This is a genomic window from Pandoraea anhela (assembly GCF_902459655.1).
GTDB classification, from domain to species: domain Bacteria; phylum Pseudomonadota; class Gammaproteobacteria; order Burkholderiales; family Burkholderiaceae; genus Pandoraea; species Pandoraea anhela.
In genome coordinates this window covers 103,016-128,107 of record NZ_CABPSB010000003.1, presented here as the reverse complement: position 1 = coordinate 128,107, position 25,092 = coordinate 103,016, and the positions used below count along the sequence as shown (strand labels likewise).

At 63.2% G+C, this 25,092-nt stretch carries 21 protein-coding genes and 2 tRNA genes; 9 read left to right on the top strand and 14 right to left on the bottom strand.

Annotation, left to right across the window (positions count from 1 at the left end; all coding sequences use genetic code 11):
* Window positions 1-2: 2 nt before the first annotated feature.
* A complete protein-coding gene (locus PAN31108_RS05975) occupies window positions 3-1,451 on the top strand; it encodes an efflux transporter outer membrane subunit (protein WP_150667980.1) in 1,449 nt (482 codons plus the stop codon).
* Between the two features lie 222 nt (window positions 1,452-1,673).
* Here the strand turns inward: PAN31108_RS05975 and PAN31108_RS05970 are convergent.
* Together PAN31108_RS05970 and PAN31108_RS05965 are read right to left on the bottom strand one after the other, a co-directional pair.
* A tRNA-Arg gene (locus PAN31108_RS05970) sits at window positions 1,674-1,750 on the bottom strand.
* Window positions 1,751-1,896: 146 nt separating this feature from the next.
* Window positions 1,897-1,973, bottom strand: a tRNA-Arg gene (locus tag PAN31108_RS05965).
* Between the two features lie 410 nt (window positions 1,974-2,383).
* Here PAN31108_RS05965 and PAN31108_RS05960 point away from each other — a divergent pair.
* Complete coding sequence (locus PAN31108_RS05960; RefSeq protein ID WP_150667979.1) at window positions 2,384-4,036, top strand: AMP-binding protein; 1,653 nt, start codon at window positions 2,384-2,386, stop codon at window positions 4,034-4,036.
* A gap of 363 nt (window positions 4,037-4,399) precedes the next feature.
* Here PAN31108_RS05960 and tcdA read toward each other — a convergent pair whose 3' ends face one another.
* On the bottom strand, window positions 4,400-5,236 hold the full coding sequence (gene tcdA, locus PAN31108_RS05955; RefSeq protein ID WP_150667978.1) for a tRNA cyclic N6-threonylcarbamoyladenosine(37) synthase TcdA: 837 nt from the start codon (window positions 5,234-5,236) through the stop codon (window positions 4,400-4,402).
* Between the two features lie 40 nt (window positions 5,237-5,276).
* Between tcdA and PAN31108_RS05950 the strand changes: the two genes are divergently transcribed.
* The 4 genes from PAN31108_RS05950 (at window position 5,277) to PAN31108_RS05935 (ending at window position 10,773) form a co-directional block, all read left to right on the top strand.
* Window positions 5,277-7,322, top strand: coding sequence for an AsmA family protein (locus tag PAN31108_RS05950; protein WP_246183805.1), 2,046 nt, complete (start codon window positions 5,277-5,279; stop codon window positions 7,320-7,322).
* A gap of 313 nt (window positions 7,323-7,635) precedes the next feature.
* Complete coding sequence (pdxH, locus tag PAN31108_RS05945; protein ID WP_150668214.1) at window positions 7,636-8,283, top strand: pyridoxamine 5'-phosphate oxidase; 648 nt, start codon at window positions 7,636-7,638, stop codon at window positions 8,281-8,283.
* A 112-nt stretch (window positions 8,284-8,395) separates the two neighbouring features.
* A complete protein-coding gene (locus tag PAN31108_RS05940; protein ID WP_150667977.1) occupies window positions 8,396-9,607 on the top strand; it encodes a class I SAM-dependent methyltransferase in 1,212 nt (403 codons plus the stop codon).
* Complete coding sequence (locus PAN31108_RS05935) at window positions 9,604-10,773, top strand: DUF72 domain-containing protein (protein WP_150667976.1); 1,170 nt, start codon at window positions 9,604-9,606, stop codon at window positions 10,771-10,773. Before PAN31108_RS05940 ends, PAN31108_RS05935 begins: the two co-directional genes overlap by 4 nt.
* 118 nt (window positions 10,774-10,891) lie before the next feature.
* On the opposite strand, the gene fabV is transcribed toward PAN31108_RS05935, so the two are convergent.
* From fabV to PAN31108_RS05920, 3 genes are all read right to left on the bottom strand, one after another.
* Entirely contained in the window at window positions 10,892-12,085 is a 1,194-nt protein-coding gene (fabV, locus tag PAN31108_RS05930; protein WP_150667975.1) for an enoyl-ACP reductase FabV, read from the bottom strand.
* A 190-nt stretch (window positions 12,086-12,275) separates the two neighbouring features.
* Complete coding sequence (locus PAN31108_RS05925; protein ID WP_150668213.1) at window positions 12,276-13,814, bottom strand: MFS transporter; 1,539 nt, start codon at window positions 13,812-13,814, stop codon at window positions 12,276-12,278.
* 71 nt (window positions 13,815-13,885) lie between these two features.
* Entirely contained in the window at window positions 13,886-14,155 is a 270-nt protein-coding gene (locus PAN31108_RS05920) for a hypothetical protein (protein ID WP_150667974.1), read from the bottom strand.
* Between the two features lie 137 nt (window positions 14,156-14,292).
* Between PAN31108_RS05920 and PAN31108_RS05915 the strand changes: the two genes are divergently transcribed.
* The 3 genes from PAN31108_RS05915 (at window position 14,293) to PAN31108_RS05905 (ending at window position 16,744) form a co-directional block, all read left to right on the top strand.
* The gene (locus tag PAN31108_RS05915) at window positions 14,293-14,655 is read left to right on the top strand and encodes a hypothetical protein (RefSeq protein ID WP_150667973.1); all 363 of its coding nucleotides are present in this window, start codon (window positions 14,293-14,295) and stop codon (window positions 14,653-14,655) included.
* A 120-nt stretch (window positions 14,656-14,775) separates the two neighbouring features.
* Window positions 14,776-15,618: a hypothetical protein gene (locus PAN31108_RS05910; RefSeq protein ID WP_150667972.1), complete on the top strand. Its 843-nt coding sequence runs from the start codon at window positions 14,776-14,778 to the stop codon at window positions 15,616-15,618.
* 25 nt (window positions 15,619-15,643) lie between these two features.
* A complete protein-coding gene (locus tag PAN31108_RS05905; RefSeq protein WP_150667971.1) occupies window positions 15,644-16,744 on the top strand; it encodes a hypothetical protein in 1,101 nt (366 codons plus the stop codon).
* 103 nt (window positions 16,745-16,847) lie between these two features.
* Here PAN31108_RS05905 and msrA read toward each other — a convergent pair whose 3' ends face one another.
* The 8 genes from msrA to PAN31108_RS05865 all read right to left on the bottom strand — a co-directional run bounded on the left by msrA (window position 16,848) and on the right by PAN31108_RS05865 (window position 25,058).
* A complete protein-coding gene (msrA, locus tag PAN31108_RS05900) occupies window positions 16,848-17,420 on the bottom strand; it encodes a peptide-methionine (S)-S-oxide reductase MsrA (protein WP_150667970.1) in 573 nt (190 codons plus the stop codon).
* A gap of 182 nt (window positions 17,421-17,602) precedes the next feature.
* Window positions 17,603-18,559, bottom strand: a complete 957-nt coding sequence (gene hutG / locus PAN31108_RS05895; RefSeq protein ID WP_150667969.1) for a formimidoylglutamase — start codon at window positions 18,557-18,559, stop codon at window positions 17,603-17,605.
* Window positions 18,560-18,736: 177 nt separating this feature from the next.
* On the bottom strand, window positions 18,737-19,519 hold the full coding sequence (locus tag PAN31108_RS05890; protein ID WP_150667968.1) for an amino acid ABC transporter ATP-binding protein: 783 nt from the start codon (window positions 19,517-19,519) through the stop codon (window positions 18,737-18,739).
* The gene (locus PAN31108_RS05885) at window positions 19,516-20,184 is read right to left on the bottom strand and encodes an amino acid ABC transporter permease (RefSeq protein ID WP_150667967.1); all 669 of its coding nucleotides are present in this window, start codon (window positions 20,182-20,184) and stop codon (window positions 19,516-19,518) included. The genes PAN31108_RS05890 and PAN31108_RS05885 overlap by 4 nt, the downstream gene beginning before the upstream one ends.
* 171 nt (window positions 20,185-20,355) lie before the next feature.
* Window positions 20,356-21,093: a transporter substrate-binding domain-containing protein gene (locus tag PAN31108_RS05880; RefSeq protein WP_150667966.1), complete on the bottom strand. Its 738-nt coding sequence runs from the start codon at window positions 21,091-21,093 to the stop codon at window positions 20,356-20,358.
* A 39-nt stretch (window positions 21,094-21,132) separates the two neighbouring features.
* Window positions 21,133-21,879 (bottom strand): IclR family transcriptional regulator, encoded by a 747-nt coding sequence (locus PAN31108_RS05875; protein ID WP_150667965.1) that lies wholly within the window; start codon window positions 21,877-21,879, stop codon window positions 21,133-21,135.
* Between the two features lie 267 nt (window positions 21,880-22,146).
* Window positions 22,147-23,676, bottom strand: a complete 1,530-nt coding sequence (locus tag PAN31108_RS05870; RefSeq protein WP_150667964.1) for a class I adenylate-forming enzyme family protein — start codon at window positions 23,674-23,676, stop codon at window positions 22,147-22,149.
* Between the two features lie 137 nt (window positions 23,677-23,813).
* On the bottom strand, window positions 23,814-25,058 hold the full coding sequence (locus tag PAN31108_RS05865) for an acyl-CoA dehydrogenase family protein (protein ID WP_150667963.1): 1,245 nt from the start codon (window positions 25,056-25,058) through the stop codon (window positions 23,814-23,816).
* Window positions 25,059-25,092: the final 34 nt, after the last annotated feature.

The window sequence follows — 25,092 nt, the reverse complement described above, 5'->3', positions numbered from 1 at the left end:
TCATGACTTTTCCTCTACGAACCCTGGCGCTCGCCGCCGCCTTTCTCGTCGCCGGCTGCACCGTGGGGCCGGACTATCGTGGCGCGCCCCGCGTCGCCGACGACGCCCTGCGCTCCGGCGCGACGTTTGCCCACGCGGGCGATGGCGTCGAAGCCCACACACCCGGCGTCGCGCGCTGGTGGACCGCGCTCGACGACCCGCAACTCACCGCGCTGATCGACGACGCCATTGCGCATAGTCCGGATATCCGCGCGGCGCAGGCGAAGGTGCGGCAGTCACGCGCGAGCCTGCGCAGTCATCAGGCCGATCTGTTGCCGAAGGCGACGGTCGATCTCGCCGCGGTTCGCACGCGTTCCCCGAATCTCGGCGCGCTGAGCGGTAACGGCAGCGGTGGCGGGCGCGGTCCGCTCGATCTTTACATTGCCGGGTTCGATGCGAGTTGGGAACTCGATCTGTTCGGCGGCACGCGCCGGGCAGTCGAGGCCGCCAGTGCCGACGCCGATGCCGCCGCCGAGGATCTCGCCGACGCCCATGTACAACTTGCCGCCGAAGTCGCGCAAGCGTACGTGGCGCTTCGCGACCAGCAAGCGCGTCTCGCCCTTGTGCGCGACTCCGCGCAACTCGAAGGCGAGATGCTCGATCTCACGCGCCAGCGCCGCGCCGGCGGCGTGGCGTCCGAACTCGACGTCGAACGCCTCTTCACGCAGGTCGAACAAACGCAATCGCGGGTATTGCCGCTGGAGGCGGACGTCATCGAATCGCTCGATCAGTTGGCATTGCTGACGGGCCGCGCACCCGGTTCGCTGGACGACGAACTCAAATCGCCCAAGGCGCTGCCCCGGGTGCCCGCGAAGGTCGCGATCGGCGACCCGTCGGCGTTGTTGCAGGCGCGTCCGGACATTCGTGCGGCGGAGCGACGTCTGGCGTCGCAAAACGCGCAGATCGGCATACAGACCGCGAACTGGTTTCCGAAGCTCTCGATCATGGGCGAACTGGGCTACTCCGCACTCGATCCCGGCCACCTGCTGCGCAAGGACAACTTCAGTTGGCTCGCGTTGCCGCGCCTGCAATGGAACGCGCTCGACTTCGGGCGCGTGCAGGCTGGCGTAGACGGCGCCAGAGCCGGACGTGATCAGGCGCAGGCAAAGTACGAAAGCGCCGTGCTCACCGCCTTGCGCGACGCGGACGTGGCGCTGGCGCGGTACGGACATCAGCGTCAAAACGTCTACCGATTGCAGAGCGTGGAGGCCTCGGCTTCGCGTGCAGCCACGCTCACACGCCAGCGCTATCGCGCCGGGACGGCCAGCACGCTCGACTGGCTGGACGCGGAGCGCACACGCTTCTCTGCGGAGCAAGACCGTATCGCAGGCGACGCGCAACTGCTCAAGTCGTTCGTGACGTTGCAGAAGGCGTTAGGGTTGGGGTGGCAAGTGGGCCCGACGACGGGCTGACGTCTGTCGCGGGTTGCCGGGTTGCCGGGTTGCGGGTTGCGATGGATCGTCGCGGCATGACGGCGCAGGGAGAAGGGTCGTCATGCCGGGAAAGACAGCGGGACGGAAGCGGGATGGAAGCGGGAAGAAAGCGCGATGGAAGCGCACATCCCAGCGAAGACGAGAGGTAAACGAAAAACGCTCCGGGAGCTTTCGCTTTCGGAGCGTTTTTGCCAACTGAGTTGGCGCGGCTGGCAGGATTCGAACCCACGACCCCTTGGTTCGTAGCCAAGTACTCTATCCAACTGAGCTACAGCCGCACTTACTGCACGAGATACCGATCAGCCGTTTTGCTGCTGTCGGCCTACCTTCTCATCAACGTCACCGGTACAATGCACCCGGTACGCCACTGGGAAGGACTCTCCCGAAAAACTAAGGGTCTCCGTGAGGAGACCCTCGAAATAGGTGGCGCGGCTGGCAGGATTCGAACCCACGACCCCTTGGTTCGTAGCCAAGTACTCTATCCAACTGAGCTACAGCCGCGCTGTGAGAACAGAATTATGTAAGAAACCAGCCGGCCACGCAAGTGTTTTTTGCAATTCTTTTGTCACATCCCCGATTTGCCCGCCTCATCCGGCTTTCCATGCGGGATTAGCGCGGAATCGCCCTTAATGGCAAGTCTTTGCCGCTAGAACAATTACTCCACGCAAACCCGCATCAAATCAGGGCATTCCATGTGCTCGCCCTTGAGGCGGCACGGTATGCTACGGCTTTTTGCAACGCATCGAATGGCGCACCTGCTGCGCAAGCGAGACAGCATCGGGCAAGGAGACGCCCCGCTCGCCCCCCCCACACGACATGCGATGAAACGACGCATCGGACCGCCCGTACTTTTACCCGGTACTTCCCTCGGCGGCCATGATGCGATAAAAACCAAATTCAAGGAGGCGCTCATGGAAAAAGTCTGGCTCAAGAGCTATCCGCCCGGCGTGCCGGCCGAGATCGACGTCAACACGTATCGTTCGTTGAACGATCTGTTCCTGCAAAGCTGCCAGAAGTTTGCGAATCGTCCGTCGTTCACCAATCTCGGGGTAACGCTGACCTTCGCCGACCTAGAACGCAAGTCGCGCGATTTCGCCGCCTATCTGCAAAGCCTGCCCGGTTTGCAACGCGGCTCGCGTGTGGCAATCATGTCACCGAACCTGCTGCAATACCCCGTCGCCGTGTTCGGTATCCTGCGCGCAGGCATGGTCGTCGTGAACGTCAATCCGCTGTATACGGCGGGCGAACTCGAACACCAGCTCAAGGATGCGGACTGCGCCGCGATTCTCGTCATCGAGAACTTCGCCGCCACGCTGCAAAAAGCCCTGCCGAATACGCCGGTCAAGCATGTGATCACGACGGCGATCGGCGACCTCGTGCCCGCGCCCAAGCGCTGGATCGTGAACTATGTCGTGCGTCACGTGAAGAAGATGGTGCCCGAGTGGCATATTCCGCACGCAGTGCCCTTCCTCACCGCCATGGCGCAAGGCTCGCGCGCCAAGCTGCAGGAAGTGCAACTCGGTCATGACGACATTGCATTCCTGCAATACACCGGCGGCACGACCGGCGTGGCCAAGGGCGCGATGCTCACGCATCGCAACATGATCGCCAACATGCTGCAGGCGCGCGCGTGGATCGGCTCCGGCCTGGAAGAAGGCAAGGAGATCATCGTCACCGCCCTGCCGCTTTATCACATCTTCTGTCTGACGGCGAACTGCCTGGTGTTCCTCCAGCTCGGCGCCCTCAACCTGCTCATCACCAACCCGCGCGATATGCCGGGCTTCGTGAAAGAACTGGGCAAGTGGAAGTTCACGTTCATGACCGGCGTGAATACGTTGTTCAACGGGTTGCTCAACACGCCGGGATTCGATCAGCTCGATTTCAGCGCGCTCAAATGCGCCCTCGGCGGCGGTGCGGCCGTGCAACGCGCCGTGGCCGAGCGCTGGCAAAAGGTCACGGGGCATCCGCTGATCGAAGCGTACGGCCTGACGGAGACGGCGCCTGCGGTATGTATCAACCCGCTGGGCAGCGAGTTCAACGGGTCGATCGGTCTGCCGATCTCGTCCACGGAAGTCAGCATTCGCAACGACGCCAACGAAGCGCTCGGCTTCGGTCAGGAAGGGGAAATCTGCGTGCGCGGCCCGCAAGTCATGAAGGGTTACTGGAATCGCCCCGACGAGACGGCCAAGACCATCACCCCGGACGGCTGGCTGCGTACCGGGGACATCGGCACGATGGACGATAAAGGCTATGTGCGCATCACCGACCGCAAGAAGGACATGATCATCGTGTCGGGCTTCAACGTCTATCCGAACGAAGTCGAGAGCGTGCTGGCGATGTGCCCGGGCGTGCTCGAATCGGCAGTGGTGGGCGTGCCGAGCGAGCGCACCGGCGAAGCGGTGAAAGCCGTGATCGTCAAGAAGTCGCCGGAGCTGAGCGAGAAGGCCATCATCGACTTTTGCCGCCAGCATCTGACGAACTACAAGGTGCCGCACGTCATCGAGTTCCGTCAGGAACTGCCGAAGACGCCGGTCGGCAAGGTCCTGCGTCGCGAACTGCGCTAAGGACCGCCGGGCCTCGTTGAGGCTTTTGCATCGGCGCGTGTTTCGTTATGCACAACGAAACAATGCGACGTCCGCAAAGCAGGCAGTGAAGCCGTCAGACAAAACGGTCGGGGTCAGTTCACAGCGACTGAACTGCCCCGGCCGTTTTGCTTTGGGAATCGAGAGACCGATCGAGCGGTATCGTGCGACGCTTACTGCCCAAGACCGCCCCCCCTTTTCGTCACTTTCCTCACTTTCCTCACTTTCCTCACTTTCCTCACTTTCCTCACTCTCGTAACTTTTGGTTACAGACGCCGCGCACGAGGCTTGGGAAAATCTCGGGCACGTCGGTGCCCCGGTACGCAGGCCGCTACGTAAGCCGTTTTATCGTCCGACCTTTGTGACCTGCTTCAGAACGTGCGCGGCGGCGGCCATGCCGAATGTCGCTGTGACACACATGCTCGAGCCGAAACCCGCGCAGTTCAGGCCCTGCGGCCCCGCAGCGACATCGGGCGTTTCGCCCGGCGCGCACACCGCCTCCGGGTACTGCAAGGGCTCGTCCGAGTAGACCGCCGGTACGTTGAACTTGGCTTTCGGGCCGCGGACAAAACCATGTTGCTTGCGTAATTGCGCACGCACTTTCGCCAGCAGCGGATCCTGGATCGTGCGGGCAAGATCGTCGATACGAATCCGTGTCGGATCGATCTGACCGCCCGCTCCGCCAACGGTGATCAGACGCTGCTTATGCGCCACGCACCATGCGATGAGAGCCGTCTTCACCCGCACACTGTCGATGGCGTCGACCACCCAGTCGAAGCCGCCGCTCAGCATGGCATCGAGGTTTTCCAGTTCTACGAAGTCCTCAACGAGCGTAAGCTGGCATCCAGGATTGATGGCCACGATGCGTTCGGCCATCGCGGCGACTTTCGGTTTTCCGTAGTTGCCATCGAGGGCATGCACCTGACGGTTGGTATTGCTTTCGGCGACGTTATCGAGATCGATGAGGGTGAGTCGGCCCACCGCGCTGCGCGCCAGCGCTTCGGCCACCCACGAGCCGACGCCGCCGATGCCGATGACGGCCACGTGGGCTTCACGCAAGCGCGCGAGACCGTCGTCACCGTACAAACGCGCGAGGCCGCCGAAACGGCGGTTCGCGTCATAATCCACCTCCGATGGCGTGGCAGGCACCGGAGCAACAACGATCGACGGGGTACTGTTCATGATGCGATGGGTAACGTCCTTGAAATGGCTGGCGATCACGATGGTCGCCATCGTGCTGGCATTCGCGGCGTTCATCACGTGGTTTGACTGGAACTACGCCCGGCCCTTCATCAACCGGGAAGTGAGCACCGCGACGGGGCGCCCGTTCGAAATCCGGGGCGACCTCTCGCTGCACTGGCTGGCGCCGAACGCACAGGCCCCGGGTCTGGGGCGCTGGCTGCCGCGGCCTCGCCTGATCGCGAATGATATCGTGTTAGGCAACGTTGCGTGGAGTCAGGAGCCGAACATGATCTCGGTCGGCCGCCTCACGTTCTCGCTCGAATGGCTGCCACTACTCGAAAAGCACGTGGTGCTGCCCGAAGTCGCGCTGTCCGCGCCGAAGGTCATCGTCGAGCAACGCGCCGACGGCCAGAACAACTGGACCTTCGCCAAGGGCGACGGCAAACCCTCGCCGTGGAAGCTGCGCATCGGCCGTCTCATTCTCGAAGACGGTGTGATACGCGCCAGCCTCGTCCCGCAACAGCTCGATCTGAGCGCCAACATCGCCACCATCGACGGTCAGGCACCCTACGGTATCGGCGTCTCCCTGAAAGGCACATTCCGGAAAGTCGCCGTCACCGGCAAGGCGCGCGGCGGCGATGTCCTCTCGCTCGAAGACACCGGCGAGCCCTATCCGCTCGACGCCAACGTGCGCATCGGTCGCACGCAAATTGCCGCGAAGGGTACGTTTACGAATCCCGCCACGCTCTCGGCGCTCGACATGCACCTGAAGCTGGCCGGCCCGACGATGGCGGATCTGTATCCGATCACCGGCGTGCTGCTGCCGGAAACGCCCGCCTACGAAACCAACGGCCATTTGCTGCACACGGCAGGGGTGTGGCGCTACGAGCGCTTCCAGGGCAGGGTCGGGCAGAGCGATCTGTCGGGCACGCTCGTGTTCCGTCAGCGCGAACCGCGCAATATTCTGCAAGGCGCGGTGGTCTCTAATCAATTGCGGCTCGTCGATCTGGGGCCGGCCATCGGCGGACAGAACCCGTCGGGCGGCAGCGACTTGTCGGGCAAGCCGAAAGCGCCGCCGTCCGACAAGGTGCTGCCGGTCGATCCGTTCAAGACCGACCGCTGGCGCGCGATCGACGCCGACGTGCAATTCACGGGCCGCAAGATCATCAAGGACAAGAGCCTGCCGATCGACAATCTCGTGACGCATCTCGTGCTCGACGACGGCGTGCTCTCGCTGCGCCCGCTGGAGTTCGGCGTGGCGGGCGGGCGCATCACGTCGACGCTGGTGCTCAACGGGCAGGCCGAACCGATGAAGGTGGACTCGCAAGTGTCGTTGCGACATCTGAAGATCAAGCAATTGTTGCCCGACGTCGACCTGATGAAGACAAGCGTGGGCGAAGTCAACGGCGACGCCGCGCTCACCGCAACCGGCAACTCCGTCGCGGCACTGGCCGGCTCGTCCAACGGGGAGATCAAGACGCTGATCGACCGTGGCTCGGTCAGCAAGCTGTTGCTGCAATACATGGGGCTCAACGTGGGCAACATCGTGCTCACCAAGCTCTTCGGCGACAAGCAGATAGAGATGCGTTGTGCGGCCGCCGACTTCGCGGTGCGCGACGGGGTCATGGACACCCGCACGTTCGTGATCGATACGGACGATACGAGCATCGGCGTTACCGGTCAGGTCGATCTCAAGCGAGAGCGCTTCGACCTGACGATCCGTCCGGAGCCGAAACACTTCGGTCTGTTGTCGCTGCGCTCGCCGCTGTATGTGCGCGGCACGTTCAAGCATCCCGATGTCGGCGTGAATGTGCCCACGCTCGTCGCCCGTGCGGGCGGCGCCATCGCGCTGGGCGTGCTGGCACCGTACACGGCGCTCGTTCCGTTGCTCGAACTCGGCCCGGGCAAGGACAGCCCGTGCGGCGAATTACTGGCCAATCTGCAACATCCGCCCAACCGCAATCCCGCGAACGTCAAACCGGCGCCCGACGCGAGCGGCGCCGGCAAGTCCGGCAAGACAGGCGGCAAGTCCCGTGCGAATCCGCCTGCCGCAACCGGTCCGGACGCCGGACGCGAGAAACCGTAAGTCCGGCGTGGGTCGGCCATGCAGGGATCGTGGCCGACGCATCGTCGATTGCACGCAGTATGCAACGCAATGCCCATGCCGATGTGATGGATTTGGCGCTGCCGTCGCGATCGATTTCCGGGACGTCTACGTCGGAGCGGCACAAATACTTCACTCATTAAATATCAAGCACATAGCGCGAGACGCCCGATTCACGGGGCATTCGGAGGGTTGATATTCGTGTGAGGCGACAAATCGTCACGTGCGCACATTTGCCGACTCTTCGCTATACTGTGTTGCAACCCCCAACCGCATCAGACCGACTACGATCGTCGTGACTCAGACGCTTTCTCTCGCGGACCTGCGCAACAACTATGTTCTCGGCTCGCTTTCCGAGACCGATGTGGCGCCCAGCCCGTTCGAACAATTCAGACACTGGTTTGAGCAGGCACTCTCGGCGCAGGTGGCCGAAGTGAATGCCATGACGCTCGCCACCGTCACCCCGGATGGCCGCCCGGACGCGCGCATCGTGCTGCTCAAGGGCGCCGACGAACGCGGATTCACGTTTTTCACGAATTACGAGTCGCGCAAGGGACAGGAATTGGCGGCCACGCCCTATGGCTGCCTGCTGTTTCACTGGATCGAACTCGAGCGGCAGGTGCGCATCGAGGGGCGCGTCGAGAAAGTCAGCGCAGAAGAAAGTGACGCGTATTACCACTCCCGACCGGTCGGCTCCCGTCTGGGCGCCTGGGCCTCGGTGCAGAGCGCCGAAGTGGCCGACCGATCCATCATCGAGCAACGCGAAGCGGATTTCCGGCACCAGTTCGGCGACGCCCCGCCGCGCCCGCCGCACTGGGGGGGGTACCGGCTCGTGCCGGACGCCATCGAGTTCTGGCAGGGCCGTGATTCGCGCCTGCACGATCGCATCAAATTTTTCCGGCTTGCCGATGGAGCGTGGCGCATCGCGCGCCTGTCTCCTTAAACGTTGTGTCGGCTGCGCCGACGCGGTACGCCTGCCCGCCCGTTTGACGAGGAGACGTCACCGTGCCGACGGTACGGATTGAAGTTTTTTTGGTGACACTTGGAGCACATCCATGTTGTGGGAGAAAAAACTCGAAAACTGGGTAAGCGGCGTCAAGACATCTTCGAACCTGCCCATCCGCCTCGCGCTTTGGAATGGACAGCAATACGACTTCGGTGCCTTCGACAATCCCAGCGTAACGTTGCGCATCAATGGCCCTGCGGCCATGACGCGCCTGCTGAGTCCCAGCCTCGACAATCTAGGCGAGGCTTATGTGAAGGGCGAAATCGACGTCGAAGGCAAGCTGACCGACGTCATCGACATGAGCTATGCGCTCGCCGGTAGCAGTCTCACGACCATCGGCCCGCTGGAGCGTGCCGTGCGCCACTTCAATCACAGCAAGAAGTCAGACAAACGCTCGATCGAGTTCCATTACGACGTGTCGAACGAGTTCTACCAGCTCTGGCTGGACAAGAACATGGTCTATTCGTGCGCCTACTTTGAAAATGGCGACGAAGACCTCGATACGGCGCAGGAGAAGAAGATCGATCACATCCTCACCAAGATTCAGCTTCAGCCGGGGCAAACGTTGCTCGACATCGGCTGCGGATGGGGCGCGCTGGTGATTCGCGCCGCACAGAAGTTCGGCGCGAAGTGTATTGGCGTCACGCTGTCGCAGAATCAGTTCGATCTGGCGACCGAGCGCGTGAAGAAGCTCGGTCTCGAAGACCGGATCGAAATCCGCATTCAGGATTACCGCGACATCGACGGTCAGTTCGATCGCATCACGAGCGTGGGCATGTTCGAACACGTCGGGCGCAAGAATCTGAAGGACTACTTCGCAAAAATCGCGTCACTGCTCAAGGACGACGGCGTCGCCATGAACCACGGCATCACGTCGACCGATCCGGATAGCGGCGAGACGGCGATGGGTGGCGGCGAATTCATCGACAAATATGTCTTCCCGAACGGCGAGTTGCCGCACATTAGCCTTGCGCTTGAGACGATGCAACGCGGTGGACTGGAAGCGAGCGACGTGGAAAGCCTGCGCCGCCACTATGCGCGTACACTCACGCGCTGGTCGGAACGCTTCGAAGCCCATGCACCGCGCCTGCGCGAGCTGGCCGGCGAAGAGCGATTCCGTGTCTGGCGCGTGTATCTCGCAGGCTGCGCGTATGCGTTCGAGCACGATCACGTGTCGATCTATCAAATCGTTTGCCGCAAGGCCGGGCAATCGGCCACCCAATTGCCCTGGTCGCGCCGTTACATGTACGAGAGTCGATGAGCCAGTTCGATCTGTTCGGCACGCCGCCTGACGATCCTCCGCCAGGCCGGCGCGCCCGGCAGGTCGACGGTAATGCCACGGCGTCTTCCGACGCTTCCGACGCCTCCGGCGACGCCGATTCCCCTCGCCGCAGCGGCGCCTCTCGCCGTGGCGGCGTCGGCGCTGCCGATGTCCCCGACGCCATGCACTCGCTGGGCGATCGACTGCCCGGCAACATCCGCCTCGGCACCTCGTCATGGTCGTTCCCCGGCTGGAAAGGCATCGTCTGGGACGACGACTACAGCGACACCCAACTCTCCCGACACGGGCTGACGGCATACGCCCGCCACCCTGTGCTGCGTTGCGTCGGCATCGACCGGTCGTTCTACAAGCCGATGTCGATCACGGAGTATCAGAAGTACGCCGAGCAGGTGCCGAAGGACTTCCGTTTTCTGGTCAAGGCGCCGAGTCTCGTGACAGATGCTGTCGTGCGTGGCGAAAAGGGCGAAGGCCTGAGCACGAACCCCTGTTTTCTCGACGCGCGCATCGCCACCGAGCAGTTCGTTGCTCCCTGCCTCGCCGGACTCGGCCCCAAAGCCGGCGTGCTGGTGTTTCAGGTATCCCCGCTGCCGATCGAACTCCTGCGTGACGTGCCCGCACTGATCCAACGCATTGAAGCGTTCTTCGCCGCGCTGCCACCGTTGCCGCGAGGCGAAGTCATGCCCGACGGTACGACCTCGCCGGGACCGTGCTATGCGTTGGAGATTCGTGACGGCGCGCTGTTGACCCCACGACTGATGCGTACGCTGGGACAGTCAGGCGTGCGTTACTGCATCGGCCTGCACGCGCGCATGCCGCACGTCGAGCGTCAGGCCGCCGCCCTGGCGATGCTCGATGAAGCGGGCGCGGGCCCGCTCGTGGTGCGCTGGAATCTGAACAGCGCACATAAGTACGAGCAGGCGAAAGCCAAGTATGCGCCGTTCGACAAAATCGTCGATCCCGATCCGACGACGCGCGACGTACTCGCCGCACTCGCCACACACTATGCACTCGCGGGACATCCCGTCTTCGTCATCGTCAACAACAAGGCGGAAGGCTCGTCGCCGCTGTCATGCCATGCGCTGGCGGAGCGGATCGCCGAGCTATCGCAGGCGTCACCGTCGCCCGGGGACGCGCCGAACGACTGAGGTGCTGGCGGGCTGAGGGGCTGATCGGCTGAGCAGCTGAGGGACGGCACGGAAACGACGATGGCCCGGGCCGGCAGGCATGCCGGACCCGGGCCATCGCTCGGGAACTTCGCGAGCTTTACGCGACGAGATGCGGAATCGCGACGTCCGGATTCACGTCGGCGTCGTAGTCCACGCCCTCGATTTCGAAGCCGAACAGACGCAGGAATTCGTGCTTGTAGCCCGCAAAGTCCGTCAGTTCATAGAGGTTCTCGTTCGTCACCTTGTCCCACAGGGCCGACACTTCGCTCTGCACGTCCGCCGACAGCTCCTTCTGGTCGGTGCGCACGCGGCCCGCTTCGTCGAGCAACGGCGACGCGCTGTACAGGCTGTCCTTGTAAAGGCCGTAGATCTGTTCGATGCACCCCTCGTGCGTGCCCTTGGCCTTCATGACCTTGAACAGCAGCGAGAGATAGAGCGGCATCATCGGAATGGCCGAACTGGCCTGCGTGACCAATGCCTTGAGCACGGCGACGCGGGCGTCACCGCCGCTCGGGGCAAGCCTGGCGCGAATACCCAGCACCTTTTCGTCGAGATCCTTCTTCGCAGCGCCGATAGACCCGTTCCAGTAGATATCGTGCGTGATCTTCTCGCCGAGGTACGTGAACGCGGTCGTCTTGGCGCCCGGCGCGAGCACACCGGCTTCGGCCAGTGCGTCGATCCACATCTGCCAGTCCTCACCGCCCATGACGGCGACCGTGTTCTCGATTTCTTCCTGCGAGGCCGGTTCGAACACCGACTCCTTCACGACTTCCTTATCCGTATCGATGCCGCGCAACGTCACCGACTTGCCGACAGGCTTGAGCACCGAGTTGAACACCTGTCCCGTTTCCGGGTGCGTGCGGCGCGGCGCCGCCAGGCTGTACACGACCAGATCGACCTGACCGAGATCCTGCTTGATCGTCTCGATGGTCTTGGCCTTGATTTCGTTGGAGAAGGCATCGCCATTGATGCTCTTCGCGTAGAGGCCCTTTTCCGTGGCGAACTTGTCGAAGGCAGCGGTGTTGTACCAGCCCGGCGTGGCCGGCTTGGTATCGGTGCCCGGACGCTCGAAGAACACGCCGAGGGTCGCGGCGTCACTGCCGAAGGCGGCGGTGATACGTGCAGCGAGACCGTAGCCGGTCGACGCGCCGATCACGAGCACCTTCTTCGGGCCGTTTGCGATCGGGCCTTGCGCCTTGACGTAATCGATTTGCTGCTTGACGTTGGCTTCGCAGCCGACGGGATGAGTGGTGACGCAGATGAAGCCGCGCACGCGTGGCTTGATGATCATGGAAACCTCGTTCACAAAATTCGGTGATGCCGGCTCACCCGGCAAACACCGCGCATTGTAAACGAGGTCGGGGCCGACCAAGCATTTCACGGGCGTTTTGCCCCGCTAGCGCCCGTTTTTGCGCCGTCAGGCAATGTCGGATCGGACAACGCCCAACGGCTTTTCGGATCATTCGGAGATCACACCGGCATTAATCCGGCGCGGCTACGACGGTACGGTCGATGCGCTTCGGAAACTGGATCTGACGGATGCGGCGCACCAGCAATGCCGCAACGATGGCGGCGAGTCCCGTGAGCAGCACACCGGCGTGCACGGCGCTCACCAGCGTCTGCCGTGCGGTTTCGACCAGCGGCGCGCCATCGATGCCCATGGCGCGCAGATCGATCAGCAAGTCCGCCCGTAATGCCGGGTCGATGAGAATGCGCGGGTCGAGCGCGCGCGCCACGGCGTGGGCGGCAAGCGTACCGTCGTAGGCCGACACGGCGCCGGCCACCCCGCTCGCATAGCGATGATTGACCAGGGTGCCCACGATGGTCGTGCCCAGCATGCCACCGACCATACGGGTCGATTGCAGCAACGCCGTGGTAATGCCGAAGCGCTCGCGCCCGGCAATCTCCTGGCCGAATACATTCATATTGTTCAGGATGAAACCGATGCCGATGCCGGCACAGGCCATCGCCATCGCGAGCAGGCCGTGCGGCGTGTCGCTATGCGACACACCGACGCCCGCCGACGCGACAGCCAGCAGACAGAACCCGATCACCAGCATATTGGTCGGGCGCGACAGGCGTACCACCACCGGCGTATTGATGAAGCTGCCCAGCGCAATGCACGCGGCAATCGGCGTCGCGATCAACCCGGCCGCCTGAGGGCTCAGGCCGAAGCCGCCTTGTAGCAACAACGGGGCAAAGAAGATCAGCGAATACATCACGAAGCCGATCAGCACCGACAGCGTGAACAGCACCACGAGTTGCGGGTGCCGGAACATGTCCAGCGGCACGATCGGATGCGTTGCGCGACGTTCGGTGCGCAATAGCGCCCAGAATCCGATGGCGACTGCCGCAATGAGCGCCAGATTGCCCAGCGACGCACCGTGCGACGGCACGTTCTCGATAAACACCTGAAAACCGCCGAGCACGACCGCGATCCATAGCGCGCCACGCCAGTCCACCCGCACGTCACCCTTGTGCGCTGGCGGAAATTTCGGCAGGTAGCGCCACACGAAGTAAAGCGCCGCCAGACCGACCGGCAGGTTGACGAAGAATGTCGAGCGCCAGCCAAAGTGCTCGGAGAGCAGACCGCCCAGCGACGGACCCGCCGCCGTGCCGATCCCGTACGCCGTCGTGATCACGACCTGCCAGCGCACGCGTGAACGGGCGTCCGGAAAGAGGTCCGGCACCGACGCGAAGGCCGTACCGACCATCATGCCGCCACCAATGCCCTGCAAGCCCCGTGCAAACACGAGGAACGGCATGTTGGGCGCAAGACCGCACAGGAGCGAGGCGAACGTGAATGTCAGTACCGAAGCGATCACGAAGCGGCGACGCCCGAAGTAATCGCCGAGTCGCCCGAAGACCGGCACGGTCACGACGGAGGCCAGCAGATAAATGCTCGCGATCCAGGCGTAATACTCGAATCCCTTGAGTTCGGCGACGATGGAAGGCAGGGCGGTACTGACGACGGTCTGGTCGAGGGCGACCAGCATATTGACGAGCGCGATGCCGATCATGGCCATCAACGCATCGCGGAAAGGCAGGGGGCGCACGGCGGACTACCTGAAGACTTCATGGAGGAGAGTCGTCATTTTATGCCAAAAATAGTGAATATATGAATGTTCATGCGCGGCGCGCATTTCCGGAGCAAAGCGCCCGGAACGCCTTGCTGCGCGCCGGCGCGCATCCGTTGACCCAACAACGAATTTTTACCATTTAAATTTTCAACAAGACGCATCAAAAAACTCAACCTGATATTTCTCGCCCCCTGTTTCTTTTTAACGCCCGAAACCAAGGCGTTGTCCGATACCCCTTTCGGACGCACCTCAACCCCACGAACGGCGCTCGCGGGCATCATCTTTCCTTCGGCTGCCCTGCGAAACGATGCAAATGCGTCAATCCCGGGCGCATTCACCAAAACTGCGCCCGAGCAACGGCCGCACCATCGCTCGACGCTTCGGAAAGCGTCATCGTCACTTTTCTGGAGACACGTCAATGAAACATCGCCCTGCGCGCGAGGCGTACCGTCGCTGGCTGGACGCACAGAGCGATCCCGCGAGCGCTGACGCAAAGGTAACGGAAAAGGGCGTCGAACCGGCCAAGGCCACATGGCCGAAGTTGCCGGCCACGTTGCCGTTTGCCGGGTATGTGGTGTGGTTTTACGCGAGCCTGACGTTTCTCGATATTCGTTTCGATCATCAGCGGTTCGCCGTCGTCACGCAGCACGTGGAGAACCCCGCCGAAGCGTTCTACTTCGATCATCTCGACGCCGCCTACGGACATGCGACCGATGCGAGCGAGCCCTGCCTGATTCTGTTTGCCGAGGCGGCGGGGGCGCCGGTTCGCGTCGTCGGTTAAGCGGCGGTCCCGTCGCCCTCCCGTCGCGTCTTGCCTGCGTACCGAGGTCGTCCGGCGATCCTCGTCGTTGCACCAGTGCCCCCCTCACGTTGCACCATGACTTTCAAGGGAGCATGGACCATGCCGTTTCTCGCTTTGGCAATCCCGCATGCGCGTGCGAACGCCCCCTCGCCTTCCGCCGACGCCACGAACACCACGAACGCCGGCGCCCGACGCCACGAGGTCGTTATCGACATGCAGGAGATCAGAAATCAACTGCCGCAGCGCGACGCCGGTGCGCAGACCGCAACATCGCCTTTCGAGACATTTCGCCGCGTCTTCGAATGCCGGCTGATCCCGGTCAACGCGTACTTCGACCACGCGCTCGCGGAGTTCGTCACGCCACGATCGGAATGTGCACCAAGGGCGTATGCAAGCAATGCCGAGCTTCGCACAGCACTTACGGAAATCCTCCGGTTTCACCCCCACGGCCGGGCGCTCGACGTGCAGGCGCAACTCGTCGCCGCGGGCTTGCCGTCGTTGCTGCGCGATGAGCCCGATTATCTGCCGGGCACGCTCTCGGCCTTGCGCTATGACATCGGCGCAAACAGCGTGCGTATCGGACGCTTCGAGTTTCCCGGGAGCGAGCCCCCGGGGCAGGCCGAGTATCTGTTCGCGGGCGAGAGCGAACTCGCCTTTCTGCACGAAGGGAATCGTCACGCGCCGCGCGTCCGGCGGGACCACGCGTCGATCCTCGACTTTCATTACCGAGCCGTCGGCATGCGTGCTCACACGGCGTTGCCCCCGGTCGGATACGCCAACGCCGCGCAAGACGAAACGCAGCTATCCGATTTCACCGCGCAACTCGCGCGCTGTCGTCATCGCGACGATCCGGGCCGCACGTCACGAAACAGCGCTTCACGCCCGCATGCGTTCTCGCCGCTCGACACCCGGCAGAACGACCTGATCTGCTCGATTCTCTGACGCTTTCACTTAAAGGAGTGTCCTCATGCACGTACCATCGCAACCGCTGCCGGGCTACTGGCCGCAATTATCCGACTGGCAAGTGAAGGCGGGAGAGGCACCCACCCGTCGTCCCGCAGCGTCGTTCACGAGCATCAGGAATCGCTTACCGGAGGGGCACGCCATCCGGACGGGGTCGCGGGGCGCCAGCGCCCATGTCGTGCCGACGGACCTACGGACGGAATTGGGGACCGAAATGGGGATGGGAATGGCGACGGGAATGGGACCGGAAATGCCGACGAAGAATGGCTGCCGGGGTGTCCATGTGGACGACTACACGCACAACGTGCTCACGGCGTTGGTCACGCCGAAGGACGGATGCCCGTCACGCCGTTATGCGCGTAACGCCGAACTGCGCAATTCGGTCGCTACCGCGCTCGCGTTACATCCGCAAGGGGGCGATGCCCTGCTCGAAGCATGGCTCAAAGCCCTCGGACTCCCTTCGCTGCTGCGCGACGAGCCGCAATACTTGCCGGGCACCCTCGCAGCGCTTCGCTACGACGTCGGGTCGCGTATCGTCGCGATCGGTCGTAGCCAATTTCCCGACCTCGCGCAGCTCGACGCGCCAGGGGATTTTGCGCTGCATGCAGCGGGCGCACGTGAACTGTCCTACCTCGACGGCGAGAGTCCGCATGCCGCGCAAGTGGCACACGACCACAAACGGATTCTCGATTTCCATTACGGCGCGGCGGGTGTCTCGACGTGGCAGTCGCTTCCCGGGGCGGAGCGCCTTCACGACAGTCGTGAAGGTCTTGATCGTCGCGCAGGTCACGACGTCAACGGTTCAGGTGAGCACAGCGCCGCCGGCGCGACCGGCACGGCGCGAGCGCCGACACACGAGGCAAGACGCATCGACGCATTCATCGCGCATCTCGAACGGTGCCGGCAACGCGTCGAACCGCAGCGAATTCGAAGCAAGGCAAGGGGGCGGATTCCGATTCAGCAGACGCCAGCAACGCCTGCGCTCCTTACGATGGCGCACGAGGCGCAAGCGCAACGCGCACGTCGCAAGGCATCGAAGCCCAAGCCACCCCCCTACCCGCTATCGCCGCAGCACGACATTCTCTACAACTGCACGCTGCTTTGACGGGCATACTCGGGCAGCGCGACGACCGTCGCCGATGTCGATGTCGGCCGGCCTCGCGCGACGCCGGTCGGACGCAACGTTGCGCGCTGCGTCCGCCGCCGACTTAGGCCGCAGGTTTGAGCCGTCGCGCGAACTTCTCGCGGAATTTCTTGAGCTTCGGCGCCACGACATAAGCGCAGTACCCCTGATCGGGATGCTGACGGAAGTAGTTCTGGTGATAGGCCTCGGCCGGCCAGAACGTTTGCGTCGGCACGACTTGCGTGACTATCGGATGCGGATACGTCATCTCCGCCATCAACTCGGCGATGAGATGGTCGGCAGCCGTCTTCTGAGCGTCGTTGTGATAGAAGATCGCCGAGCGATACTGCGTGCCGATATCGTTGCCCTGACGATTGAGCGTGGTCGGATCGTGGATCTGGAAGAACACGACCAGAATTTCCTCGAACGTGACGACGTCCGGATCGTAGGTCACCTGCACCACTTCCGCGTGGCCCGTGTCGCCTTGGCATACCTGCTCGTAGGTCGGCTTGTCGACATGCCCGCCTTCGTAGCCGGAAACAACGGACGTCACGCCGTCCAGTTGCTGATAGCAAGCTTCGAGGCACCAGAAACAACCACCGGCCAGCGTGGCGACTTCGGTACGGGTACCGCTCGGAGAGTTCGTCTGCTCTGTCATCTTGACCTCGCTTGTCGACTGCGTTCGTGCGTGCGCCCGGACGGTCCACGGTGTGCCCGTTCGTGTCGCACTGCACCAAACAAATTGCACCAAACAAATAGGGCGGGCGATCGATGATGCGATCGCCCGCCCTATTGTCGCGCAGAAGTCCTGCGAACGGCGCAAATAACCTTTCAGGCCACTCAGTCCTCCAACTGCGTGATCAGCGGATGCAGCAAGCGCGCCCCGACACGCGCCGTCAGACCATCGCGGTCGTATGTCGGGTTGTACTCGGCGATGTCCGCCACACGAAGCTTGCCCGAACGGCGCACGACCCCGATGAGCGCCTCCACGACTTCGAGGGCCACGCCGTGTGCCGCCAGCGCCGACACGCCCGGCGCCTTCTCGCCCGGCAGCACGTCCATGTCGATGGTCAGATAGACGTGACTCGCCTTCGCGAGCTTCTTTTCCAACTGTTCGCACATTTGCGGCAGACGGTGCGCGAGCATCGTCTCGTCGAGCCAGTAATCGACGTCCAGCGACTCGGCGCGCTCGAACAACGCTTGCGTATTGCTATATCGACTCACGCCGAGGCAAACATACCGGAACGGCGCCTGCCGCCCCGCGAGCAATTGCGATATCTGCCAGAACGGCGTGCCGGAGCTGGCCGTGGGCTGTGCGCGAAGGTCGAAGTGGGCGTCGAAGTTGAGGATCAGTATCGGCTCGTCGCGCAGTCGGTCGCCGTAGTGTTCGGCCACGCCGAGGAATGTGCCGTAAGCGATTTCGTGACCACCGCCCAACACCACCGGACGCGCCCCCGCCGCCAGCACTTCGGCCACGCGGTGTCCCAACGCGGCTTGCGCCGCTTCGAGACGGTCGTCCACACAGACGATGTTGCCGCCGTCGAACACGGCGGGCGTGCCCTGCACCGGCAGACTCGCGAGCGCGCGGCGCAGCATGTCCGGCCCGGCGACCGCGCCCTGGCGACCGTGATTGCGGCGTACCCCTTCATCGCTGCAAAAGCCCAGCACCACGGCGCCGCCTGCGACTTCCGATGCGTCGCTCGCCTCGTAATCCCGCAGTACCTGATGCAGACGCAGCGTATGGCCGGTCTCGCCGGTATCCACACGGCCTTGCCAGACCGCTCGATCGATTGTCATACGTTTTCCTGCCTTGCCTTACCTGATCGTTACCGAACTACCGTCCGGCCCGCGCCCATCGCACCTGTCTTGCCGACCCCATCGATCTCATCGACCTCATCGACCTCATCGACCTCAATCGACCTCAATCGACCTCATCAAGCGTCTCGATCCCGTGATTCGCGCGAGCCCAGACGATTACGCCGAACGCGTAATCACCGCTTGCAGAAACTCACGCGTGCGCGCCTCTCGCGGCGCCGTGAAAATCTGCTCCGGCGGACCGGCTTCGATGATCCGACCCTGATCCATCACCACCACGACATCGGCCACTTCGCGGGCAAAGCCCATTTCGTGCGTGACGACGAGCATCGTCATGCCGTCGTTCGCGAGCGCCTTCATGACTTGCAGCACTTCGCCGACCAGCTCCGGATCGAGCGCCGACGTCGGCTCGTCGAACAGCATGACCTGCGGCTGCATGGCGAGCGCACGGGCAATCGCCACGCGCTGCTTCTGGCCGCCCGAGAGCGTGCCCGGGTAGACGTCGGCCTTTGCCGCCAGCCCGACCTTGGTCAGCAGTTCGCGGGCCAGCGTGTCCGCCTCGGCGCTTTTCAGGCCGCGCAGCTTCTTCGGTGCCAGCGTGACGTTGTCGAGCACCGTCAGATGCGGAAACAGGTTGAACGACTGGAACACCATGCCCACGTCCGTGCGCAGTTGGTTGAGCGCGTGCTCGCCCATCATCTTGCCGTGGTCGACGAGCTTCTTGCCGACGATTTCGATGGTGCCCTGCTCGGCCGTCTCGAGTCCGTTGCAGCAACGCAGGAACGTGCTCTTGCCCGACCCGCTCGGGCCGATGACCACGACGACCTGACGTGCCTCGACGGCGAAATCGATGCCCTTGAGGACCTGATGACTGCCGTATGCCTTGCCCAGCCCTTCGATCTTAAGGATCGGGGCGCCGGTGACTGTCTTGACTTCGCTCATTGCACGGCACCTCCGGCACGCAGGGACTTCTCGGCGCGCTGCAACAGCAACGTGGTAACACCGGTCAGAATCAGATAAACGAAAGCAATCGCCAGATACACTTCCAGCGAGCGATACGACACGCTGATGATCTTCTGGCCTTCGTGCATCACGTCATGAATCGTGAGCAGCGACACAAGGGCGGAGTTCTTGATCAGCGCGATGAATTCATTGCCCAGCGGCGGGATCATGCGCACGATTGCCTGCGGCAGGATCACCGAGCGCATGGCCATGCCGTAAGGCATGCCGAGCGAACGGGCGGCTTCCATCTGACCCCGTTCGATCGACTGAATGGCGCCGCGTACGATTTCCGAGACGTAAGCACCGCTGTAGATGCCCAGGCCCAGTACGCCGCACACGAACGCAGGCAGCAGAATGTTGAACTGCGGCAGACCGAAGAACAGGATAAAGAGCTGCACCAGCAGCGGCGTGCCGCGAATGAACGTGACATAAGCGGTACAGATGCCGTAGCGAATGCGGTTGGCCGGATTGAGGCGGCCCATGCCGACCAGCAAACCCAGCACACAGCCCAGGGCCAGCGCACATGCCGTCACCTCGATGGTAACGAGCGCCCCGCGCGCGAGGTCGGGCCAGTTTGCCCACACCGGCGAAAAATCGAGTTCCATGCGTACTCCGTCAGTTGCTCTACTGCGCTAATGCTTTATTGCCCGGGCGGGCGAGGTCGCCCCGCAAGAGGAAACGGCCGGCCCGCCCGGTATTGCGATTCAGACTGCCGAGGGTCACGACGTCGACGCAATCGATACGATCGTCGCGACGTCATGCCCGGACTTGCGGCATTACTTCGACGAACCGAAATACTTCGTGACCAGCGCAGCGTAGGTGCCGTCGGCGCGCACCTTTTCCAGCGCCTTGTTCATGTCTTCGGTCAGCGCCTTGTCTTCCTTGCGCAGCGCGAAGCCGTAGCGCTCGACGGTCAGCGTCTTGTCGAGCACCTTTACGCTCGGATTGGCCTTCGCGTAGAGCAGCGCGGCCGGCTTGCCCGTTACCGCGGCGTCGGCACGGCCGATCTTCACGAGTTCGAACATCTGATCGTTCTTCTCGACTTCCACGCGCGAGACCTTCGGATAGCTGTCCTTCAGGAACTGCACCGACTTCGTGCCGACCTGCACCGAGACATTTTTGCCGTTCAGGTCGGCCGGTTCCTTGATGCTGGTGTTATCGGTCTTGACCAGGATGGCCAGACCGCCGGTGTAGTACGGGTGCGTGAAGTTCACGACCTTTAGGCGTTCGTCCGTGATGTAGATCGCCGATGCGGCCACGTCGACACGCTTGGCCAGCACGGCCGGAATCAGGCCCTTGAAATCGATATCCGTCCACTCGACCTTCTTGCCCATGGCCTTGCCCAGCGCTTCGATCATCTCGACGTCGAAACCGGTACGCTTACCGTTTTCCACGTATTCGAACGGCGGGAAGGTCGCGTCGGTGGCGACACGCAGCACGTCGTCGGCGGCAAAGACCTTGGTCGAGCAGGTGACGGCCAGCGCCATCGTGAACAGGATGTGACGCAATTTCATCTGGTACTCCTTCGTGTAGTCTCGGTTCGAAAAAACCGGTTAAAAGTACTGCAATCGATTCGAAATACGCTCGGCTGCCGCCACCGTCAGACGGATCAGCTCTTCGTGGCGCTGGGCCACACGCACGGCCGGCGCCATCAGGGTGATGGTGCCCTCCAGAAGTTCCTTCGCGGCGAACACCGGGGCCGATACGCCCCAGACGCCGAAGTCCACTTCGCTCTCCGACACCGCATAGCGTTGCTTGCGAATCTCTTCGATCTGCGCGACGAGACGCTCCTGCGCGACCGGCTGGCCGGCCAGCTGGCGGCCGATCAGATTGTCGCGGGTGGTCTGGGGCAGGAAGGAGAGCAGGGCCTTGGCCGACGCGCCATGCACCAGCGGGTGCGCCCGTCCTTTGGCGAACGAGCAACGCAGCGATTGCTCGCTCTCGTGCATGTCGAGGCAGACGACCTGACCGTTCGCGGCGACGAGCAGACCGACGGTCTCCCCGGTGCGCTGCACGAGGGCGTCGATCTCTTCACGGGCCTGGGTAACAAGATGCGAGTTGTGGTCGAAACCCCACGCCAATTGCACGCCAACCGGACCAGGTTCGTAGAGCGCCTCATGGGCATGCTCCTGCACCAGGCCCCACTTCTTGAGCGGCACGAGGTGGCGGTAAACCGTGGAGAGCGGCAGGCTCGTTTGCGCGGCGATCTCGCGTGCCGCGATCGGTCGTCCATGACGCGCCACAGTCACAAGGACTTGCAGTACGCGCTCGGAGACCGAATGAGCTTCGGTGGTGTCCATCGTCTTCAAAAACTAAAAAATGCAAAAAAACCCGGCGGGCTATGCCGCCGATGACGACATGGGCGCTATCTTGCGACGCAATTCCCAAAGTAAAAAATGCGATTCTCAGCCGATGGTAACAAATTGGGCGATTACGCATAGGGACTTTCCCTTATGCATCGCGGAAGTCGATCATAAAAAAACGCCTAACCCTTTGATTAGCAAGGCCTTCGGCGTTTTTAAGCAGGATTTGAATAAAGCTTCTGATTAGCGAATATCGGTAGCCATTCAAGAAATCCTGCCGTTGAATAGCCACTCGATGAGAATCGGCTTCTGCACTTTCCCAAGTGCGCTCCTGGGCAGGTTGTCGAAAACGACCACGCGTCGCGGCAGTTTGAAGCGTGCGATACGCGTACCAAGAAAGTCGAGCACGGACGCCTGCGTGGCCGGTGACTCCGCCGTCGGCACGATCACCGCGACCGGCACCTCGCCCCAACGCTCGTCCGGCACGCCGACGACCGACGCTTCCATCACCCCCGGACAGTCGACCAACGCGTTCTCGATCTCTGCCGGATAGATGTTCTCACCGCCCGAGATGATCATGTCCTTGCTGCGGCCGACAACTTCGTAGCAGCCGTCGCCTCGCAGCCGCGCGAGGTCGCCCGAATGGAACCAGCCGTCTTCGAACGCGACATGACCGGGCGCTCGCCAGTACTCGCGCATGACGTTGGGCGCGCGCACCAGAATCTCGCCGACCTCGCCGGGGGCCGCCTCCTGCCCGGCCGCATCGACCAGACGGATTGCCACGCCCGGACAGGCGCGCCCCACCGCGCCGGGGTGCGCCTTCGCCTCGCCGAAGCGCAGCGCAATCGACACCGGACCGGTCTCCGTTGCACCGTACACCTGGCCCAGCGGAATGCCTCGCGCGTGAAAAGCGTCGATGGCGGACACGGGAACGACACTCGATCCGGCCATCACGCCACGCAACGACGAGAGATCCGTCGTCGCCCACGTCGGATGCATCTGCACGGCGCGCATCGTGGCGGGCACCATCAGCGAGAGCGTCGGGCGATATCGCGCGACGTCCGCAAGCCACGCCGCCGGATCGAAGCGCGGGTGCAGCGTAACGCTGGCGCCGCGCAGCAACGCCGGCAGCGTCTGAATGCAAAGACCGCCGACGTGAAACATCGGCAATGTCGACAGCACGTGATCGTCCGCACGCATGTCGTGCGACCACCAGCTCGCTTCGGCATTGGCCAGCAGTCCCGCCTGCGTGTGAAGCGCCCCCTTGGGTTCGCCCGTCGTGCCGGACGTATACGCAAGCAATACGGGCGCATCGGGCGCCACATCGGGGTAATCGACAGGCTTGACGGACGGCACCGCGATCAGGCCGTCGATGGGGGCAATCGCAGGCGGCAGCGCATCGGTGGGGGTGTCCTGCGCCAGCGTGTCGCGAATCCGGCGGGCCGCATCGCGATGCGCCGCGTCGAACCACAGCACGCGCACACCGGCGTGTCGCACGATGGCCGCCAGCTCGGGCACGGCCAGACGAAAATTGAGCGGCAGGAAGATGGCGCCGGCGCGCGCGCAGGCGAACAGCAGCGCCAGTTGCAATTCGTCGTTCAGACCGAGGCACGCGACGCGATCGCCCGGGGCGATGCGCCACGTCTCGCGAAGATGACCACCGACGCGCTCGATGCGTCGCCATAGCGCCGCGTAGTCGGTCGTCAGCGCTTCCTCACCTACGCCGCACCGCAGCGCCAGCCGCTCGGGCGTGGCGCGCGCGTGACGGGCAAGCGCTTCTACAAAAGGCGTCAACTTGTTCTCCGTGACAAGAGAGATGGCGAGGCTGTCGCCGCCCCGCCGCTTCGCTGAACCACTGATCTGCCGATGTTTCGCGACTTGTCGCTGCCTCACATCGACCTTTCGAGGATTCGACGAGGCATCCGACGCGATCACTCGTCGCGCTCGCCCGGCTCGTAAAGCGCTTCGCGACCGATACGATCGAGGCACAGCTCCGCCGTCCACGGCAGCATCAGCGCGCCGCAACGCGAATCACGATACATGCGCTCGAGCGGGAGCGTCTTGAGCATCGACTGTCCGCCGCAAGTGCGAATCGCGAGACGGCACAGCTCGTTCGCATTCTCCATGATCGTGTACTGCGCCGCATAGGCGCGCAGACGCGCCTCCTTGCCCGGATCGGCACGACCGTCCTGCAACGCCCGCAGGAACAACGCGCGGGTCTGCTCCAGCATGATGTGCATTTGCGCGACGGCGATTTGCTTGGTCGGATACATGCGGCGCTTGACCGGTGCGCCCATGCCCTCAGCTTCGCCACGCAGGTAGCGCACAGTGAAATCGTACGCGGCCTGCGCAATGCCCATATACGTCGGGGCCAGCGTCATGAACATGTGCGGCCAGCGGCTCGCCGCCTGATAGTAGACGCCGCGCGGCATCAGTTGCAGTTCGTCGGCGACGAACACGTCCTTGAAGAGCAACGTGCGCGAGACGGTGCCGCGCATGCCCAACGGGTCCCAGTCGCCGGTGACGGTCACGCCCGGGGCGTCGCCCGGCACGGCGATGTAGAAGGTGTCCTTCATCGACAGTTCTGGCTTGTCTTCCGTGCACAGCACCCCGTAGTAGTTCGCTGCGCCGGAGAGCGACGCGAAGATCTTGCGGCCGTTGATCCGCCAGCCGCCGTCGACCTTCGTCGCCGTGGTGCCGAACGGCGCCTTGCCGGCAGCCGCGGCGCTGCCTTCGGAGAACGGTTGTGCGTAGATCGCACCGTCCTGAATCACCCGCTCGAAGTGGTGCTTGCGATACCCCGCGTGCTCGGCGCGTTGCTCGGGCGTCATCTCGAGATCGTCCGCGAGAATGCCCGTCCACATCATGGAGCAGGTGTGCATGTTGAACGTGAGCGCCGTGGCGCCGCAATGACGTCCCAGTTCGGCGGAGACCATCATGTACGTGGCGAAGTCTGCGCCGAGGCCGCCGTCGTCTTCGGGAATGCACAACTTCAGCAGCCCTGCGGCACGCATGTCGTCATAGTTCTCGAACGGGAACGACGCTTCGCGATCCCATTGGGCCGCGCGCGGCGCGAGCGATTCGCGTCCGACCTGTTCTGCCAGCGCCAGCAGGCGCCGCTGCTTGTCCGTGAGCGGGTAGTGCTCGCCGACGATCGAAGGGGGCTGATAGGCCACGGTAGTCTCCTGATGTGTTCTTGGGGTGCCTGAG

Bases quoted from the DNA above. Each gene is read 5' to 3' on its own strand.
- PAN31108_RS05975 (WP_150667980.1), top strand. From the start codon at position 3: ATGACTTTTCCTCTACGAACCCTGGCGCTCGCCGCCGCCTTTCTCGTC.
- PAN31108_RS05960 (WP_150667979.1), top strand. From the start codon at position 2,384: ATGGAAAAAGTCTGGCTCAAGAGCTATCCGCCCGGCGTGCCGGCCGAG.
- tcdA (WP_150667978.1), bottom strand. From the start codon at position 5,236: ATGAACAGTACCCCGTCGATCGTTGTTGCTCCGGTGCCTGCCACGCCA.
- PAN31108_RS05950 (WP_246183805.1), top strand. From the start codon at position 5,277: ATGGTCGCCATCGTGCTGGCATTCGCGGCGTTCATCACGTGGTTTGAC.
- PAN31108_RS05940 (WP_150667977.1), top strand. From the start codon at position 8,396: ATGTTGTGGGAGAAAAAACTCGAAAACTGGGTAAGCGGCGTCAAGACA.
- PAN31108_RS05935 (WP_150667976.1), top strand. From the start codon at position 9,604: ATGAGCCAGTTCGATCTGTTCGGCACGCCGCCTGACGATCCTCCGCCA.
- fabV (WP_150667975.1), bottom strand. From the start codon at position 12,085: ATGATCATCAAGCCACGCGTGCGCGGCTTCATCTGCGTCACCACTCAT.
- PAN31108_RS05925 (WP_150668213.1), bottom strand. From the start codon at position 13,814: ATGATCGGCATCGCGCTCGTCAATATGCTGGTCGCCCTCGACCAGACC.
- PAN31108_RS05920 (WP_150667974.1), bottom strand. From the start codon at position 14,155: ATGATGCCCGCGAGCGCCGTTCGTGGGGTTGAGGTGCGTCCGAAAGGG.
- PAN31108_RS05915 (WP_150667973.1), top strand. From the start codon at position 14,293: ATGAAACATCGCCCTGCGCGCGAGGCGTACCGTCGCTGGCTGGACGCA.
- PAN31108_RS05910 (WP_150667972.1), top strand. From the start codon at position 14,776: ATGCCGTTTCTCGCTTTGGCAATCCCGCATGCGCGTGCGAACGCCCCC.
- PAN31108_RS05905 (WP_150667971.1), top strand. From the start codon at position 15,644: ATGCACGTACCATCGCAACCGCTGCCGGGCTACTGGCCGCAATTATCC.
- msrA (WP_150667970.1), bottom strand. From the start codon at position 17,420: ATGACAGAGCAGACGAACTCTCCGAGCGGTACCCGTACCGAAGTCGCC.
- hutG (WP_150667969.1), bottom strand. From the start codon at position 18,559: ATGACAATCGATCGAGCGGTCTGGCAAGGCCGTGTGGATACCGGCGAG.
- PAN31108_RS05890 (WP_150667968.1), bottom strand. From the start codon at position 19,519: ATGAGCGAAGTCAAGACAGTCACCGGCGCCCCGATCCTTAAGATCGAA.
- PAN31108_RS05885 (WP_150667967.1), bottom strand. From the start codon at position 20,184: ATGGAACTCGATTTTTCGCCGGTGTGGGCAAACTGGCCCGACCTCGCG.
- PAN31108_RS05880 (WP_150667966.1), bottom strand. From the start codon at position 21,093: ATGAAATTGCGTCACATCCTGTTCACGATGGCGCTGGCCGTCACCTGC.
- PAN31108_RS05875 (WP_150667965.1), bottom strand. From the start codon at position 21,879: ATGGACACCACCGAAGCTCATTCGGTCTCCGAGCGCGTACTGCAAGTC.